The following is a 13,807-nucleotide window of genomic DNA, read 5'->3' as shown; positions in this document are numbered from 1 at the left end:
CTGTTCAGACTTTCTCACGGGCGTCGCGGCTTGCCGCGGCGCCCTTTCATAAACATGACAGGCAAGGAGCATCCGCGTGGAAAAGCGTGCGACCTTCTCCAACCTCTGGCTGGCGGCAGCTTTCATTGCCCCGCAGATGCTTCTTATCTTCGTTTTCTTCTACTGGCCTTCCGGCGAAGCGCTTTATTGGGCGGTCACGCTGGAGCCGCCGTTCGGCGGCAGCAACCAGTGGGTTGGCTTGCAGAATTTCACAACCGTGTTCCAGGATCCGAAATACTGGGCCTCGGTGTGGGTCTCGCTGACATTCGCCTTCTCGGCAACGGTGCTCTCGCTCGCCATCGCCACGCTGCTTGCGCTCTTCGTCGACCGCCGGCTGCCCGGCCATCAGGTCTATAAATTCACCTTCTTCCTGCCCTACGCTTTGGCGGCACCTGCGGTCGGTCTCGCCTTTCGCTTCATCTTCTCGCCGGACGCCGGCTTCGTATCGGTTATCAACCGCGCATTTCCCGGTTTCTGGAACCCTGCGCTCAACGGCTACGACGCCTTCACGCTTATCGTGCTGGCGCAGAGCTGGAAGATGGTCGGCTACAACTTCATCTTCTTCCTGGCGGCGCTGCAGTCGATCCCGCGCACGATCTCGGAAGCCGGCGCCGTGGACGGTGCCAGCGTGCTAAGACGCATGTGGGATATCCAGTTGCCGTTGATCACGCCGACGCTGTTCTTCCTGATCGTGATCAACATCACCGACAGCTTCGTCGACAGTTTCGGCATCGTCGACATCACCACCTCGGGTGGGCCAGCGCGCGCCACCGAGCTGATGGTCTACAAGATCTACACCGACGGTTTCCAGGGCAAGGACTACTCGCTCGCCGCCGCCCAATCGATCGTGCTGATGCTGTTGGTCATCGCGCTGACTTTCATCCAGTTCCGCTTCGTCGAGCGGCGTGTCCACTACCGCTGAGCCGAGGTCGAGCCGTGATCGAACGCACCCCTGTCCTCGACTTCCTCACCCACGCGCTGCTCATCGTCAGCCTGGTGGCGCTGCTCATCCCCTTCTGGATCATCTTCGTGGCGGCGAGCCACGACTTCCATACCGTGAACCAGGTTCCGATGCCGCTTTGGCCCGGCAGCCATTTCCTCGAGAACATGGCCACCGCCTGGGAGCGTGGAAACTTCAGTCGGGTGATGCTGAACTCGATCATCGTCGCCGGCGGCGTCACCATCGGCAAGATCGTGATCGCGGCGCTCTCGGCTTTCTCGATCGTCTATTTCCGATATCGGCTGAGAATGGTGATGTTCTGGCTGATCTTCATCACCCTAATGCTGCCGCTGGAAGTGCGCATCGTGCCGACCTATGCCGTTGCCGCCGACGCGCTTCGGCCATTCAGGGCGATCTTCGAGCTGTTCGGCATCGCGGTAGCCCTGCCGGAATGGAACCTGCTTAACTCCTATTCTGGCCTGATCCTGCCGCTGATCGCCACCGCAACCGGCACTTTTCTCTACCGTCAGTTCTTTCTCACCGTTCCCGACGAGCTGACCGAAGCCGCCAAGATGGACGGTTCCGGGCCGGTGCGGTTCTTTCTCGAAGTGCTGATGCCATTGTCCAAGACCAATATGGCGGCGCTCGCCACCATCATGTTCGTATGGTCGTGGAACCAGTATCTATGGCCGCTGCTGGTGGTGACCGATCAGCAGAACTTCGCCACCGCGACCATGCAACTTCAGAAGATCGTGCCCGGTCCGGTCTTCGGCGAGCCGCCGATCTGGAACGTCGCCATGGCGGCCAACCTCATCGTGCTGACGCCACCGGTGCTCGTCACCATCTTCCTGCAGCGCTGGTTCGTGCGCGGCCTCATCTCCACCGAAAAATAAGGGATAACACCCGATGGCCGAAATCACCCTGCGCAATGTGCGCAAGTCCTACGCCAAGAACGAAGTCGTGCATGGCGTGAACCTCGATGTCGCCGGTGGCGAGCTGATCGTCATTCTCGGTCCTTCGGGCTGCGGGAAATCCACGCTGCTGCGCATGGTCGCCGGCCTGGAATCGATCACTTCGGGCGAGGTGGCAATCGCTGGCCGAGTGGTCAACAAACTGGAGCCACGCGAGCGCGGCTGCGCCATGGTGTTCCAGAATTATGCGCTTTATCCGCACATGTCGGTGGCGAAGAACATCGGCTACTCGCTGAAGATCGCCGGACTTCCGAAGGCCGAGCGTGCCGAGCGCGTCAACAAGGTGGCGGCGACACTCGGCCTCACCGATTATCTCGAACGCAAGCCGGCCCAGCTTTCCGGCGGACAGCGGCAGCGCGTGGCCATGGGCCGCGCCATGATCCGCGAGCCGAAAGTTTTCCTCTACGACGAGCCATTGTCGAACCTGGATGCCACGCTGCGCGTGGCCATGCGCGTCGAGATCCGCAAACTGCACCAGCGCCTCGGCGCCACTACCCTGTTTGTCACCCACGACCAGGTGGAGGCGATGACGCTGGCCGACCGTATCGTGGTCATGAACAAAGGCGGCATCGAGCAGATCGGCACGCCGAGCGAAGTCTACGGCCGGCCGGAAACCACCTATGTCGCCAACTTCATCGGTTCGCCGGGCCTCAACCTGCTCAAGGGCGCGGCCCATCCTGATGAAGGTATCGTCAAGTTGCCTGACGGCCAGCAACTCGCCTACGACCGCAATCGTTGGCCCGATATCGGCCATGGACCGGTAACTGCCGGCTTCCGTGCCGAAGCGGTGAAGTTCGGATCCGGTCCGCTTTCGGCGCGCTTCGATTTTGCCGAGGAACTCGGCATCGCCAAACTGCTGCACAGCTCGTTTGGCGGGCAGGCGATGATCGTGCATGTCGCCTTGCGCGACGACATGCAATCGGGCCAGCCGTTCTTCTTCTCGGTCGATCCCGCCGACGTGCAGCTGTTCGACGCCGATAGCGGCCGTCGCCTGCAAGAGGTGACGCCCGCCGTCTCGAAAGCGGTGCCGGCCCCACTCGCCCAAACCTTGTCGTAGGGAGTTCGTGCGGGGATCATCTCACCATGGTCGGGTGGGCGGCTATTTCGCGAAGCGATGCATCAGAAATGTCGGCCGTACGCCGAGCGCCGCCGAGGTGACGGCAATCGTTTCCCCGGTCGTCCCCTGTTGCAACCCGGTCAGGACAAGCACCGAGTCCAGCCCGGCGCCGGCCGCGCCGGCAATGTCGTGGTCGAGGCTGTCGCCGACACAAACGACCTTGCCGTGGCCCTCAACCTTGGAGAGGGCGAAGGCATAGATTTCCGGGTAAGGTTTTCCAATCCGCACGACCTTGCCGCCGAGTTCCTCATAGAGATTGGCGATCATGCCCGCGCCGGGCGCCTGGCCGCCCTGGACGAGCTTGTAAAGATCGGGATTGGTGCAATAGCAGGGCACGCCTCTCCTTGCGGCGGGTCGCAGCATGTCGCGATAGCGGTCGAGCGATATGCGCTCGGCCTGGCTGCCGGAAATGACGACGACGTCGGCATCGCCAGCCACGTCTGTCGCCTCCAGGCCGAGACGTTGCGAGACCTCATCATCGCCGTCGCTGGAAATGACGAAACTGCGCCGGATTGCGCCACGGGCCATTGCTTCGGCGAGGATCGAAAAGGCGACTTCCCCGGAGGTGATGAAGTGGTCGAAACTGCTCGCGTCGAAGCCGAGCTTGACGAAGCGTTTGGCGTTGAAGTCGCTGCTGCGTCCCGAATTCGATAGGATCACGACGATCTTGCCGCGTTCTTTCAAGGCAAGCAGCGCCTCGGCCGCTCCGGGATAGGGCTGGACGTCATCTCGCAGCACGCCGAACTGGTCGAGAAAAAACACATCGTATCGATCGGCCAGTTCGGCGAAATCGACCAGGGGCAGGGCGGTTTTCATGAACTTCTCGCCGCCAGCGGAAGGGCCAAGGATGCGGTGCCGACGGCGGCCTCCGTCGACTGGGAGCCGAGGAATGTTACGCCTAGCGCCTGTTGCCGGAGCTCGGTCCAGGCAGGGTTGTGGCTGCCGCCTCCAACGGTGCGGATCGTCTTCAATGTCGGCGCGCCCAACTCCTGGAGGCGGCGATAACCGAGCTGTTCTACCCGGGTGATGCCTTCCAGGATGGCCTGAAAATAAACGGCATCGTCTGATGGCCGTGGCTGGAGCCGGGGAGGAAGCTCGGGATCGTTGATGGGAAAACGCTCGCCGGGCCGGATCAGCGGATAATAGTCCAATCCAGTCGGTTCATGCGGGCGAAGGCGTCCGGTGAGTTCCGCCAGCCGGTCGTCGCCGATCAGCGCCCTGATCACGCCGCCGCCGCTGTTGGAGGCGCCGCCGACCAGCCAGAAGTCGCGAATTCGATGGCTGTAGATACCATGGCGACCAACATTGAGCGGCTTGTCTGACGCCAGCTTGAGAACCAGGGTCGAGCCGAGTGAGGTGACGCCGTCGCCAATCCTGTTGGCACCCGTGGCTAGAAAGGCCGCGCAGCCGTCTGTGGTTCCGGCATGGAGCCGGCAATGTGCTGGGAGCCCGAGGTCGCGGGCGGTGCGTCCAACGAGGCCGAGAGGGTCGCCTGCGCGGTGGACTTCGGGCAGGAGCGCTCGGTCCATGTCTGCCGCTTCGATCCAGTCCGGCCACACCTCAAGCTCAAGATCGTATCCGGTCTTCAGCGCATTGTTCTCGTCGGTCGCCAGATGATCTGGCGCAAGTTGCAAGGCGATCCAGTCGGCCTGGTGCAGGATACGAGCAACGCCGGGACGCCGGCTGAGATGAATGGCGCGCGCCAGGGCCGAGTTCGTGCCGAGAGCCGGGCTGTTGGCAGGGGCGTGACGCGAGATCGTCTCGAGGATCTGCCGATCGGGACATGGCTCATTGTACATGAGGGCGCCCGCGACCGGAGCGCCATTGGCGTCCACCGCCAGGAGCGTGCCGGAGGTACCATCGACCGCGACGCCTTGAACGGTCGCAAGGGGGATTTGCTGCGTCAGATCGTGCAAGCAGGCGCGGACGCCAGCCAGCCACCGCATGGGGGATCTGGCGTCCTCACTTGTCTCGAAGTGTTGCTGCGCGAAGGCCAGGCAAGCACCATCGGCATTTACGGCGGCGGCGCGGACGCCGGAGGTTCCGACATCGATGCCGATCGCAATCGCCGTGTCATGCGAAGAGCCTGCTGGCTTCATTGCGCGTTCTGCCCGCGGTCGAACGACTGCCTGTATTTTTCAGCCTCCCATCCGGTCAAGGCATATTCGTCAGGCTTGGTCAGGTAGATGATCGGCTCACCGTCGGGAATGCGCGAAACGACTTCACTCAAACAACGGGCCATCGCCTCGCCGCCCGTGGTCATGTCTTGCGGCAAGAGGACACCTATCCCCGGCGCGATGATCAGTTTTGGCGGTTGTTCGCCACGCCGCTCAAAGATCGAGGTAAAGTCGCTCACGACTTGGCCGTCCGCGAGCAGTCCGATCCTTGTGCCGAGGAAGATGACGTGATCGGGGTAAAGGGAACCACCGGTCGCTATCTGGATGTTCTGCGAATAAAGGGCGGTTGCATGCGTTTCTGCGTCGCGCGCCGGACGATAGGCGGTATCGCGGCATATCCCTTCGAGAGAGAGCAAGGCCGGAGCGGGCGTGTGCCGGGATGTGCCGGCAAGCGCCGTCGTAACGCGTTGGATACGGTTGCGGACCTCATCGATCGTTTCGCCACAGACAATCAGCCCGTGGTTGGCCAGGATGATGACGTCCGGGCGGGTTTCGGCAATGCTGTCGATAGTCTGCGCCAAGGGTATGCCCGGACGATGGTAGGGCACCAGCGCCCACTTCAAGTCGGGAACATGCGCCATCCGGTTGGCGATCAAGTCCTCTCGTCGTGCGAGCACCGCCAGCGCGATGGTGTGAACACAGTGGAAGTGGGCAATGACCCGCTGCGGCAATGCCGCATGAAGGGTGGTCTCGATCGATGGGCGCAAGGCGCCGGGATCGAGGTCGTTGCGGATGAAGGCCGTGGCCTTTTCAGCTCTTTCATCACCCGCCCGCAAGGCTTCGAGCAGGCCAACCCGGTCGACCGGCACCATGATGTTGCCATCGAGCGCGTTGGCCAGCCATGTGCCGGAGGCCTTCACCCAGAGGCAGTCGCCATGTTTGATCGAAGTGTTGCCGCCGGCCCCTTGCGTCTTCAGGATATCCCGGCCGATCTCGGCCGAGAGGGCCAGGAATTGGCGAAAATCCTCTGGCAATGCCGAGACGACAGTCGATTTCATCTCCGCACCTCCTGATAAGTTCCACGCGAATCTGCCAGCAAGTGGTCGCCGTCATTCGTCGGAGCGTCAATGCGAGGAAGGTACGAGCTTGAAGTTATTTCGTCAACAAGCGGTGCGAAGTGTGTCAATTCGGCTTGTTGCACCAAGAATCATGACGTAATTTGATCAAAATGGAGCAGTGCAATCATGCGTGATTCGGATCGCCATGTCGCCATCGCCGAGATGCTGGGCCGGGTGCCGTTCGCTTCCGTTCGCGATTTGCAGGAGCGTCTGAACGTTTCGGCGGCAACCATCCGTCGCGATATCGACCGTTTGCATGAAATGGGCAAGGTCCGGAAGGTGCATGGCGGTATCGCCTCCGTTGAAGGTGCCGGCCTCGCCGCCCGTCCTTATGACGAAAATCGCGATCTCGCTGTTGAAGCGAAGCGTGCCATAGCCGCGCAGGCCGAAACTTTGGTGCGGGATGGCGATTCGCTCATCATCAACGCCGGCTCGACCTGCTTTGAGTTTGGCTCTCGGCTCGCCAATCGCAATGTTCGCATCTACACGAACTCCATGCCGCTTGCGGCCTATCTCGGCGAGCATGGCTCCTGTCATCTGGCGATTGCCGGTGGCGAGCTCTATCGCGAGCCTTCGATCATTCACGATGTTTCGGCGGGCGCCCCCAATTTCTATGCATCGAAATTCTTCCTTGGTGCGCAAGGCGTCGGCGCGGAAGGGCTGCTCGAATCGCACCCCCTGTTGAGGGTCGTGGTCGAGAATTTCAGTCGCCGTGCGGACCAGGTGATCCTGCTTGCCGACAGCCGCAAGTTCTCGATCCGGCCGCGCCATGCCGTGCTGCCGCTTCAGCGCGTTAGTGCCGTCGTCACCGACGATGGGCTGAGCGACGCGGATGCGAGGATGCTGGAGGATGCAGGGGTGTCCATCATCATCGCGAATTCGTCATTCGCGCGCGAAAGCGTCTAAGACGCTGAGGCGATGATGACGCGGGGGCGGCTGCGGCGGTTTTGAAAAAACACGCGACGACAGACGATCCCGAGGCGGGCCTTACTCCACCACGAAATAGTCTTCGATACGTTTCGCTGCGCCGGTCAGGTGCGGGAGGATTTCGTCTCGCAAGTCGCGTATGGAGAAGCGCGCGGCCTGCGTGGAAACATTGATCGCGGCCTCGATCGCGCCATTGCGGTTGCGGATGGGTACGGCGATTGACCTGAGGCCAAGTTCCAGTTCCTCGTCGACGATTGCATGGCCTTCTTCCCGGGCCTTGGCGACAAGCGCGGCTAGCCTTTCCGCCGATGTCACCGTTTTCGGTGTCCGCTGCACGAGGGCGGTTTCGGCCAGAAATGCGCGGAGTTCATCGTCCGTCAGGCCCGAGAGCAGGACGCGGCCCATCGACGTGCAATAGGCCGGTAGCCTGGTGCCGACGTGAAGGGCGACGCTCAGGATACGGCGGCCGGGTACGCGGGCGACATAGACGACATCGTCGCCGGACAGCACGGCTGCCGAGCAGGATTCGCCCAGGACGGTTGAGACATCCCGCATGAACGGCTCGGCAAAACTCCACAAGGAAGCCCCTCCGATCCAACCGCGTGCCACCGAGATGAGCTTTGACGACAGCATGAAGCGCCGGCCATCCTGGGTGGCGTAGCCGGTCGACACCAGCGTCAGAAGCAAGCGGCGCGCCGCGGCGCGCGTCAGGCCAATCTCCGTAGCCATTTCGGTGAGCGTAGCGCCCGTTGGATGGCGGGCGAGCGCTTCCATCACCTGAAGACCGCGCGCCAGCGAGCCGACATGGTCACGCCGGTCAGCTTCCGTTGACTCGTCGCTATCGTCCATCTAGCTTGTATCGCATAGGAAACATATGTTCGCAATGCGAACTTTTTTGAAATGAGGCGCTAATGGCGAAATTCCTGCCTCTCAAACAGGCGGTGGCCGAGAACCTTCATGATGGCGACACCGTCGCGTTCGAGGGGTTCACCCATCTCATCCCGACCGCCGCCGCGCATGAGGCAATCCGCCAGGGTTTCAAAGACCTGACACTGGTGCGCATGACGCCCGACCTGATCTACGACCAGATGATCGGCATGGGCATGGCGCGCAAGATCGTCTTCTCTTATGCGGGCAATCCCGGCGTCGGTCTGTTGCGCCGTCTGCGTGACGCGGTCGAGAACGAATATCCGCACCGACTAGAGATCGAGGAGCACAGCCATGCCGCGATGGCCAACGCCTATGAGGCGGGCGCGGCGGGTCTGCCCTGTGCCGTGTTTCGCGGCTATCGCGGTGCTGGGCTGGCCGCGGTCAATCCCAACATCAGGGAAGTGACCTGCCCTTTCACTGGCGAGGTCCTGGCAGCGGTGCCGGCGCTCAGGCCCGATGTCACCTTCATCCACGCCCAGAAGGCCAATCGGCGGGGCGATGTGCTGGTGGAAGGGATCATCGGCATACAGAAGGAAGCTGTTCTTGCCGCAAGCCGGGCTGTCGTGACCGTCGAGGAAGTGGTCGAGGATTTCGACGACCTGCACCCGAACCTGACGGTGTTGCCAGCTTGGACGGTGACGGCGATCGCGGTAGTTCCGGGCGGATCGCATCCGTCCTATGCGCATGGCTACTACGCCCGCGACAATGCCGCCTATCTGGAATGGGATGAGATTGCGGCCGACCGCGAGCGGTTCCGCGACTGGATGCAAAAGAATGTCACCGAGGCGGATGCCGGCGACTTTGCAGCCAGGGTCGAGCATTTGAGGAAGGCCGCATGAGCGCGTTCTCGCCGAATGAGATGATGACGATTGCCGCATCGCGCGCCTTGAAGAACGACGATGTCTGCTTCGTCGGCATCGGCGCGCCTTCGGCAGCCTGCAATGTGGCGCGGCTGACGCATGCGCCGGACATTACCCTGATCTATGAGAGCGGCACGATCGGCACGGCACCGGACGTGCTGCCGCTCTCCATCGGCGACGGCGAATTGTGCGAGACGGCGATCACCACCGTCTCGGTGCCCGAAATGTTTCGCCACTGGCTGCAGGGCGGGCGCATCAGCATCGGTTTTCTGGGGGCGGCCCAGATCGACCGGTTCGGCAATATCAACACAACGGTCATCGGCAATTACGACCACCCGAAGACACGACTGCCCGGCGGCGGCGGCGCGCCGGAGATCGCAACCTCGTCGCGCGAGGTCTACATCACCATGACGCAGTCGAAGCGCGGAATGGTCGACAAGATCGATTTCTACACATCGTTCGGTCATGGCGAAGGCGGCGACCATCGGCAGCGTCTTGGCATCGGCACGAAAGGGCCGACGCTGCTGATCACCGATCTCGCCATCTGGCGGCCGGATCCCGATACGAAGGAATTCACCGTCGTGTCGTTGCATCCAGGTGTTAGGCGTGCGCAGGTTCAAGAGACCTGCGGCTGGACGGTGAAATTTGCCGACGACATTCAAGTGACGCCGGAACCGACCGCGCTGGAATTGAAGACGCTGCGGGACCTCAAGGCTCGTACCGAGGCCGCACACAAAGGCGCCGCCGGCGCGATCTGACATGCCGGGGCCTGCGTTCGTGCTCGCGGCTTACCGGCGGTTTACGACATCGAGCTAAAATCGTTCTCGTTCGATTCGTAGGGGTGAGAACCATGAGCAAGATCGTCACGTCATTCGCGCTGGTCGCCGTTTTTTCCGCTGTGCTGATGGCGTTGAGTTTCGCTGTCGCGCAGCACGGCTATCCATTCGGGGCCGTTGGCGTGAAGCGGCTGGACGACATTGCCAATGCCTCGACCTTCCTGCCGCTTGCCGCGCTCTACTTTTTTTCGGCGATGATGATGATGGTGCTGCCGCTGCGTGCCGCCAGCCTGGTGCTGCTCAACGCCGCCGACATCGTCGTGTGGGCGGTGGTGGTGCTGTTTGCCAGCATCGTCGGCTCTCTAGCGGCTCGCTGGGCCTTCGGTCAGAGCAGCGCGTTGTGGGCTCTGTGGAACTGGCGTTTCCTGTTCGTTGCGGCGGTGGTCGGCTGCCACTTGGTGATGAACGAACTGCGGCGCAATGTGCTCCTGCGCAGCCTGTTCCTGGTTATCTTCGCGGTCGCGACACTGGCCTGCCTGTTCTGGTCCTTCACAGTTTGACCGCTGGTCACGACAGGTCCAGTTTACTGGCTATTATCCATCTCCGTTCATGCGATTTTATTGCAGCTAATATACAGCAGGCACAGGGCTGGTTCTTATTTTCTATCCGGCGGGTGAGTATCGTGGGCGATGTAAAATCTAAAATTCGTGAAATTCTGGCGGCGCGTGGCGGTTTGCCAGGCGGTGTGGAGACGCTGGGCGACCAGTCGGATCTCTATGCTGCGGGCTTGTCCTCTTTCGCCTCAGTTCAGATCATGCTTGCGCTTGAAGAGGCTTTTGATCTCGAGTTTCCAGACTCGCTGCTCAACCGCAAGACTTTCCAGAGCGTCGAGGCGATTGCCGCGGCGGTGGAAGGAATTCTCAACGGGGCTCCGGCGGGAGAATGAACGCGCCGGCTGGCACCACCCTTAGTGAACGCGCCGCCCGTGTCGCGGCGATTGCTGCCGTCCACGCCGACGATGTCGACGCCAAGAGCCGGTTTCCGCGCGAGGCGGTCGATGCCATGCGGCTTGAGCGGCTGTTGTCCATCCAGATCTCAGGCGGTCTCGGCGGCGAGGACGCGACGGTCTCGGACGTCGCCGAAATCTGCTCGCTCATCGGCCAGTCCTGCGCCTCGGCGGCGATGGTCTTTGCCATGCACCACATCAAGCTTTCGAGCCTGGTGTCGCATGGCTCAGAGAGCGACTGGCACCTGGCATTCATGCGCCGCGTCGTCGACGACCAGCTGTTGCTTGCCTCGGCCACCACGGAAGGCGGCATCGGCGGCAATCTGCGCAACAGCATCTGCGCCATCGAGGTGAACGGCGCCGACTGCCATCTGCAGAAAGATGCTACCGTCATCTCGTACGGCGAATATGCCGACGCCATCCTGATCACCTCGCGCGCCAATGCGGAGGCTGCTTCCACCGACCAGGTGATGACGGTGTTCGCAAAGGACCAGTACACGCTGGAACGCACCCAGGTTTGGGATACGCTCGGCATGCGCGGTACCTGCTCGGACGGTTATCTGTTCAAGGGCGATGCGCCGGCGATGCAGATATTGCCGAAGCCCTTCGCGGAGATCGCGGCGCAGTCGATGCTGGCGACCTCGCATCTTTTGTGGAGCGCCGTCTGGTACGGCATCGCGGTCAACGCCATGGCCCGTGCCCAAAGCTTCGTGCGTGCAGCGGCCCGCAAGAGCCCCGGCGCGCCTCCGCCCGGCGCGTTGCGTCTGGCCGAAGCGTCCAGCCTGCTGCAGCTTCTGAAGTCCAACATCATTGCGGGCCTGCGCGAATTCGAGGCCGCGAAGGCCGACCACGATCGCCTGTCTTCCATCGGTTTCGCGGTGGCGATGAACAATGTGAAGATCGGCTCCTCGGAGACCATCCTGACCATCATCAACCACGCCATGCTGGTGTGCGGCATTCTTGGCTACAAGAACGGTACGCCCTACAGCCTCGGCCGCCATCTGCGCGACGCGCATTCGGCGCAATTGATGATCTCCAACGACCGTATTCTCGGCAACACGTCGAACCTCCTGCTTGTCCACAAGCAGGACACCAGCCTGATGGGGTAGGTCATGGATCAGCAAACCTCGCTTCTCGACAGACTGTTCGAGACCGGCCTGCTCATCGAAACCGGCGTCGAGGGCCTTTATGGCCGTAGCGGTCGTTTCGAGAATATCATCACCCGTTTCGAGGCGCTGATCGACACGATCGGCAGTGGCGACGGAGCTGAGCCGATCCGCTTCCCGCCTGGCATGAACCGCGCGCATTTCGAGGGCAGCGGTTACATGAAAAGTTTCCCGCAGCTTGCTGGCACGGTGCATTCGTTCTGCGGCAACGAACTCGACCACATGAACCTGCTTCAGTGCATGGAGGCCGGTGACGACTGGACAAAGGGCCAGGCGGGCACCGATATCGTGCTGACGCCTGCGGCCTGTTATCCGCTTTATCCAACGGTGGCCAAGCGCGGAGCGCTGCCCGAGGGCGGCGGGCTGTTCGATCTGCAGTCCTACTGCTTCCGGCACGAACCTTCCAACGATCCGGCCCGCATGCAGCTGTTTCGTATGCGCGAATATGTGCGCATGGGTACGCCCGACCAGGTGATGGCCTTTCGCAACGACTGGATGGAGCGTGGCAAGGCGCTGATGGCCTCTGTCGGCCTGCCTGTCGAGATCGACGTCGCCAACGATCCGTTCTTCGGCCGTGCCGGACGCATGATGAAGAACAATCAACGCGACCAGAACCTCAAGTTCGAGCTGTTGATCCCGATCACGTCGACGACCAAACCGACGGCCTGCATGAGCTTCAACTATCATCAGGATCATTTCGGCAAGGGCTGGGAGATCAGCACGGCGGGCGGCGAAGTCGCCCACTCCGCCTGTGTCGGTTTCGGGCTGGAGCGCATTGCGCTGGCACTGCTCCACCATCACGGGCTGGACATCGATAAATGGCCGAACCCGGTTCGCAAGACGCTCGGGTTCTGACCTTGGCGCTGCCGACGATCTTTAGCGGGCTCGGCCCCGATACTTACAAGCCGCATGCGCTGCATCAGCCGGAGCGCATGTGGCCGGAAACCAACTGTTATGTCGATCTGTGGATCGAAACGCTACATGCCTTCGGCAGCGAACCGGAGGCGATGCTGGGTTTCACGCTCATGCAGGATTTCGAAGGCGACCAGTTCACCTTCTTCAAGGTGCCATTGGAAGACCTCGAGGCACTTTACGGCATTCGCAGCACGGAACTCGCGATCTACGACCGGGTCGAGACACATGTCGCCGAACAATTGCGGCGCGGCCGGCTTTGCCTGGTCGAGATGGACAGCTTCTACATGCCCGACACGCATGGCGTCGGCTATCATGGCGAACATGGCAAGACGACGGTCGCGATCAATCGGCTCGACGTTGCCGGTCGTAGCATCGACTATTTCCACAATGCCGGTTTCTTCCGGCTCGAGGGCGATGATTTCGACGGGTTGTTCCACATGAAGGACGGGCCCGAGGAATTGCCGTTCCTGCCCTATACCGAGTTCGTCAAATTCCCGGCGCAACAGCCTACGCCGGGCCATCTGCGTTCCGAGGCAGAGCGGCTGGCCAAGCAGCATTTCGCGCGGCGGCCGACCGACAATCCGGTTGCGGCCTTCGCAAAGCTGTTCCCCAGCCAGGTCGAGAAGGTGGCGGAGCGGCCGTTCGACTTCTTCCACAAATATGCGTTCAACACGCTGCGTCAGCTCGGCGCTAATTTCGAACTGGCCGCCAGCCACCTCGATTGGCTGCGTCCGGACGGTTCGTTGGTCGAAGCCGCTGGCCATGCCCGGCGCATCTCCGAGGTCGCCAAGGCAACGCAGTTCCAGGTGGCGCGCGCCGTGGCGCGACGCAAGTTCGAACCGCTGGCTACCGCGCTCGATCCTGCCGCTGAGGCGTGGGACGCCCTGATGCGCGACCTGGCCGGGCGACTGGATTGAGCGAGGCG

General features: G+C 61.9%; 15 protein-coding genes. 11 read left to right on the top strand and 4 right to left on the bottom strand.

The features are described from left to right. The first annotated feature begins 76 nt into the window (after positions 1–76). Genes QFZ88_RS10900 through ugpC form a run of 3 tightly spaced genes read left to right on the top strand, consistent with a single transcriptional unit; the run spans position 77 to position 3,007 of the window. Positions 77–961 (top strand): ABC transporter permease subunit, encoded by an 885-nt coding sequence (locus QFZ88_RS10900; protein WP_024922736.1) that lies wholly within the window; start codon positions 77–79, stop codon positions 959–961. A gap of 14 nt (positions 962–975) precedes the next feature. Continuing rightward, the gene (locus QFZ88_RS10895) at positions 976–1,872 is read left to right on the top strand and encodes an ABC transporter permease subunit (RefSeq protein ID WP_024922735.1); all 897 of its coding nucleotides are present in this window, start codon (positions 976–978) and stop codon (positions 1,870–1,872) included. Between the two features lie 13 nt (positions 1,873–1,885). Continuing rightward, a complete protein-coding gene (gene ugpC, locus QFZ88_RS10890; protein WP_024922734.1) occupies positions 1,886–3,007 on the top strand; it encodes a sn-glycerol-3-phosphate ABC transporter ATP-binding protein UgpC in 1,122 nt (373 codons plus the stop codon). A gap of 42 nt (positions 3,008–3,049) precedes the next feature. Here the strand turns inward: ugpC and QFZ88_RS10885 are convergent, their stop codons facing one another. From QFZ88_RS10885 to QFZ88_RS10875, 3 genes are read right to left on the bottom strand one after another with little or no spacing between them, the layout of a single operon-like run. Next, a complete protein-coding gene (locus tag QFZ88_RS10885) occupies positions 3,050–3,883 on the bottom strand; it encodes a TIGR01459 family HAD-type hydrolase (RefSeq protein WP_024922733.1) in 834 nt (277 codons plus the stop codon). Continuing rightward, positions 3,880–5,166, bottom strand: a complete 1,287-nt coding sequence (locus tag QFZ88_RS10880) for an FGGY-family carbohydrate kinase (RefSeq protein ID WP_024922732.1) — start codon at positions 5,164–5,166, stop codon at positions 3,880–3,882. The genes QFZ88_RS10885 and QFZ88_RS10880 overlap by 4 nt, the downstream gene beginning before the upstream one ends. Beyond that, positions 5,163–6,242: a class II aldolase/adducin family protein gene (locus QFZ88_RS10875; RefSeq protein WP_024922731.1), complete on the bottom strand. Its 1,080-nt coding sequence runs from the start codon at positions 6,240–6,242 to the stop codon at positions 5,163–5,165. The genes QFZ88_RS10880 and QFZ88_RS10875 overlap by 4 nt, the downstream gene beginning before the upstream one ends. A 186-nt stretch (positions 6,243–6,428) precedes the next feature. Here QFZ88_RS10875 and QFZ88_RS10870 point away from each other — a divergent pair, with 186 nt between their 5' ends. Continuing rightward, positions 6,429–7,208: a DeoR/GlpR family DNA-binding transcription regulator gene (locus tag QFZ88_RS10870; RefSeq protein WP_024922730.1), complete on the top strand. Its 780-nt coding sequence runs from the start codon at positions 6,429–6,431 to the stop codon at positions 7,206–7,208. Positions 7,209–7,289: 81 nt separating this feature from the next. Here the strand turns inward: QFZ88_RS10870 and QFZ88_RS10865 are convergent, their stop codons facing one another. Continuing rightward, positions 7,290–8,078: an IclR family transcriptional regulator domain-containing protein gene (locus QFZ88_RS10865; protein ID WP_024922729.1), complete on the bottom strand. Its 789-nt coding sequence runs from the start codon at positions 8,076–8,078 to the stop codon at positions 7,290–7,292. Positions 8,079–8,140: 62 nt separating this feature from the next. Between QFZ88_RS10865 and QFZ88_RS10860 the strand changes: the two genes are divergently transcribed. The 7 genes from QFZ88_RS10860 (at position 8,141) to QFZ88_RS10830 (ending at position 13,799) form a co-directional block, all read left to right on the top strand. After that, entirely contained in the window at positions 8,141–8,998 is an 858-nt protein-coding gene (locus tag QFZ88_RS10860; RefSeq protein ID WP_024922728.1) for a CoA transferase subunit A, read from the top strand. Beyond that, the gene (locus QFZ88_RS10855; RefSeq protein WP_024922727.1) at positions 8,995–9,777 is read left to right on the top strand and encodes a CoA-transferase subunit beta; all 783 of its coding nucleotides are present in this window, start codon (positions 8,995–8,997) and stop codon (positions 9,775–9,777) included. Before QFZ88_RS10860 ends, QFZ88_RS10855 begins: the two co-directional genes overlap by 4 nt. Positions 9,778–9,869: 92 nt before the next feature. Further along, on the top strand, positions 9,870–10,355 hold the full coding sequence (locus QFZ88_RS10850) for a hypothetical protein (protein ID WP_024922726.1): 486 nt from the start codon (positions 9,870–9,872) through the stop codon (positions 10,353–10,355). A 122-nt stretch (positions 10,356–10,477) separates the two neighbouring features. Continuing rightward, on the top strand, positions 10,478–10,741 hold the full coding sequence (locus QFZ88_RS10845) for an acyl carrier protein (RefSeq protein ID WP_036254612.1): 264 nt from the start codon (positions 10,478–10,480) through the stop codon (positions 10,739–10,741). Continuing rightward, a complete protein-coding gene (locus QFZ88_RS10840) occupies positions 10,738–11,910 on the top strand; it encodes an acyl-CoA dehydrogenase family protein (protein WP_024922724.1) in 1,173 nt (390 codons plus the stop codon). Before QFZ88_RS10845 ends, QFZ88_RS10840 begins: the two co-directional genes overlap by 4 nt. Positions 11,911–11,913: 3 nt before the next feature. Next, positions 11,914–12,822: an amino acid--[acyl-carrier-protein] ligase gene (locus QFZ88_RS10835; protein ID WP_024922723.1), complete on the top strand. Its 909-nt coding sequence runs from the start codon at positions 11,914–11,916 to the stop codon at positions 12,820–12,822. Beyond that, the gene (locus QFZ88_RS10830) at positions 12,786–13,799 is read left to right on the top strand and encodes a DUF1839 family protein (RefSeq protein ID WP_081766823.1); all 1,014 of its coding nucleotides are present in this window, start codon (positions 12,786–12,788) and stop codon (positions 13,797–13,799) included. The genes QFZ88_RS10835 and QFZ88_RS10830 overlap by 37 nt, the downstream gene beginning before the upstream one ends. Positions 13,800–13,807 lie beyond the last annotated feature (8 nt).

Origin of the sequence: Mesorhizobium sp. YL-MeA3-2017 (genome assembly GCF_030814575.1) — a bacterium.
GTDB classification, from domain to species: Bacteria; Pseudomonadota; Alphaproteobacteria; order Rhizobiales; family Rhizobiaceae; genus Mesorhizobium; species Mesorhizobium terrae.
The sequence above is the reverse complement of the archived record's forward strand: the minus strand, read 5'-3'. Positions and strand labels throughout refer to the sequence as shown.

Bases quoted from the DNA above. Each gene is read 5' to 3' on its own strand.
- QFZ88_RS10865 (WP_024922729.1), bottom strand. From the start codon at position 8,078: ATGGACGATAGCGACGAGTCAACGGAAGCTGACCGGCGTGACCATGTC.
- QFZ88_RS10875 (WP_024922731.1), bottom strand. From the start codon at position 6,242: ATGAAATCGACTGTCGTCTCGGCATTGCCAGAGGATTTTCGCCAATTC.
- QFZ88_RS10885 (WP_024922733.1), bottom strand. From the start codon at position 3,883: ATGAAAACCGCCCTGCCCCTGGTCGATTTCGCCGAACTGGCCGATCGA.
- QFZ88_RS10840 (WP_024922724.1), top strand. From the start codon at position 10,738: ATGAACGCGCCGGCTGGCACCACCCTTAGTGAACGCGCCGCCCGTGTC.
- QFZ88_RS10855 (WP_024922727.1), top strand. From the start codon at position 8,995: ATGAGCGCGTTCTCGCCGAATGAGATGATGACGATTGCCGCATCGCGC.
- QFZ88_RS10850 (WP_024922726.1), top strand. From the start codon at position 9,870: ATGAGCAAGATCGTCACGTCATTCGCGCTGGTCGCCGTTTTTTCCGCT.
- QFZ88_RS10835 (WP_024922723.1), top strand. From the start codon at position 11,914: ATGGATCAGCAAACCTCGCTTCTCGACAGACTGTTCGAGACCGGCCTG.
- QFZ88_RS10880 (WP_024922732.1), bottom strand. From the start codon at position 5,166: ATGAAGCCAGCAGGCTCTTCGCATGACACGGCGATTGCGATCGGCATC.
- QFZ88_RS10860 (WP_024922728.1), top strand. From the start codon at position 8,141: ATGGCGAAATTCCTGCCTCTCAAACAGGCGGTGGCCGAGAACCTTCAT.
- ugpC (WP_024922734.1), top strand. From the start codon at position 1,886: ATGGCCGAAATCACCCTGCGCAATGTGCGCAAGTCCTACGCCAAGAAC.
- QFZ88_RS10870 (WP_024922730.1), top strand. From the start codon at position 6,429: ATGCGTGATTCGGATCGCCATGTCGCCATCGCCGAGATGCTGGGCCGG.
- QFZ88_RS10830 (WP_081766823.1), top strand. From the start codon at position 12,786: ATGGCCGAACCCGGTTCGCAAGACGCTCGGGTTCTGACCTTGGCGCTG.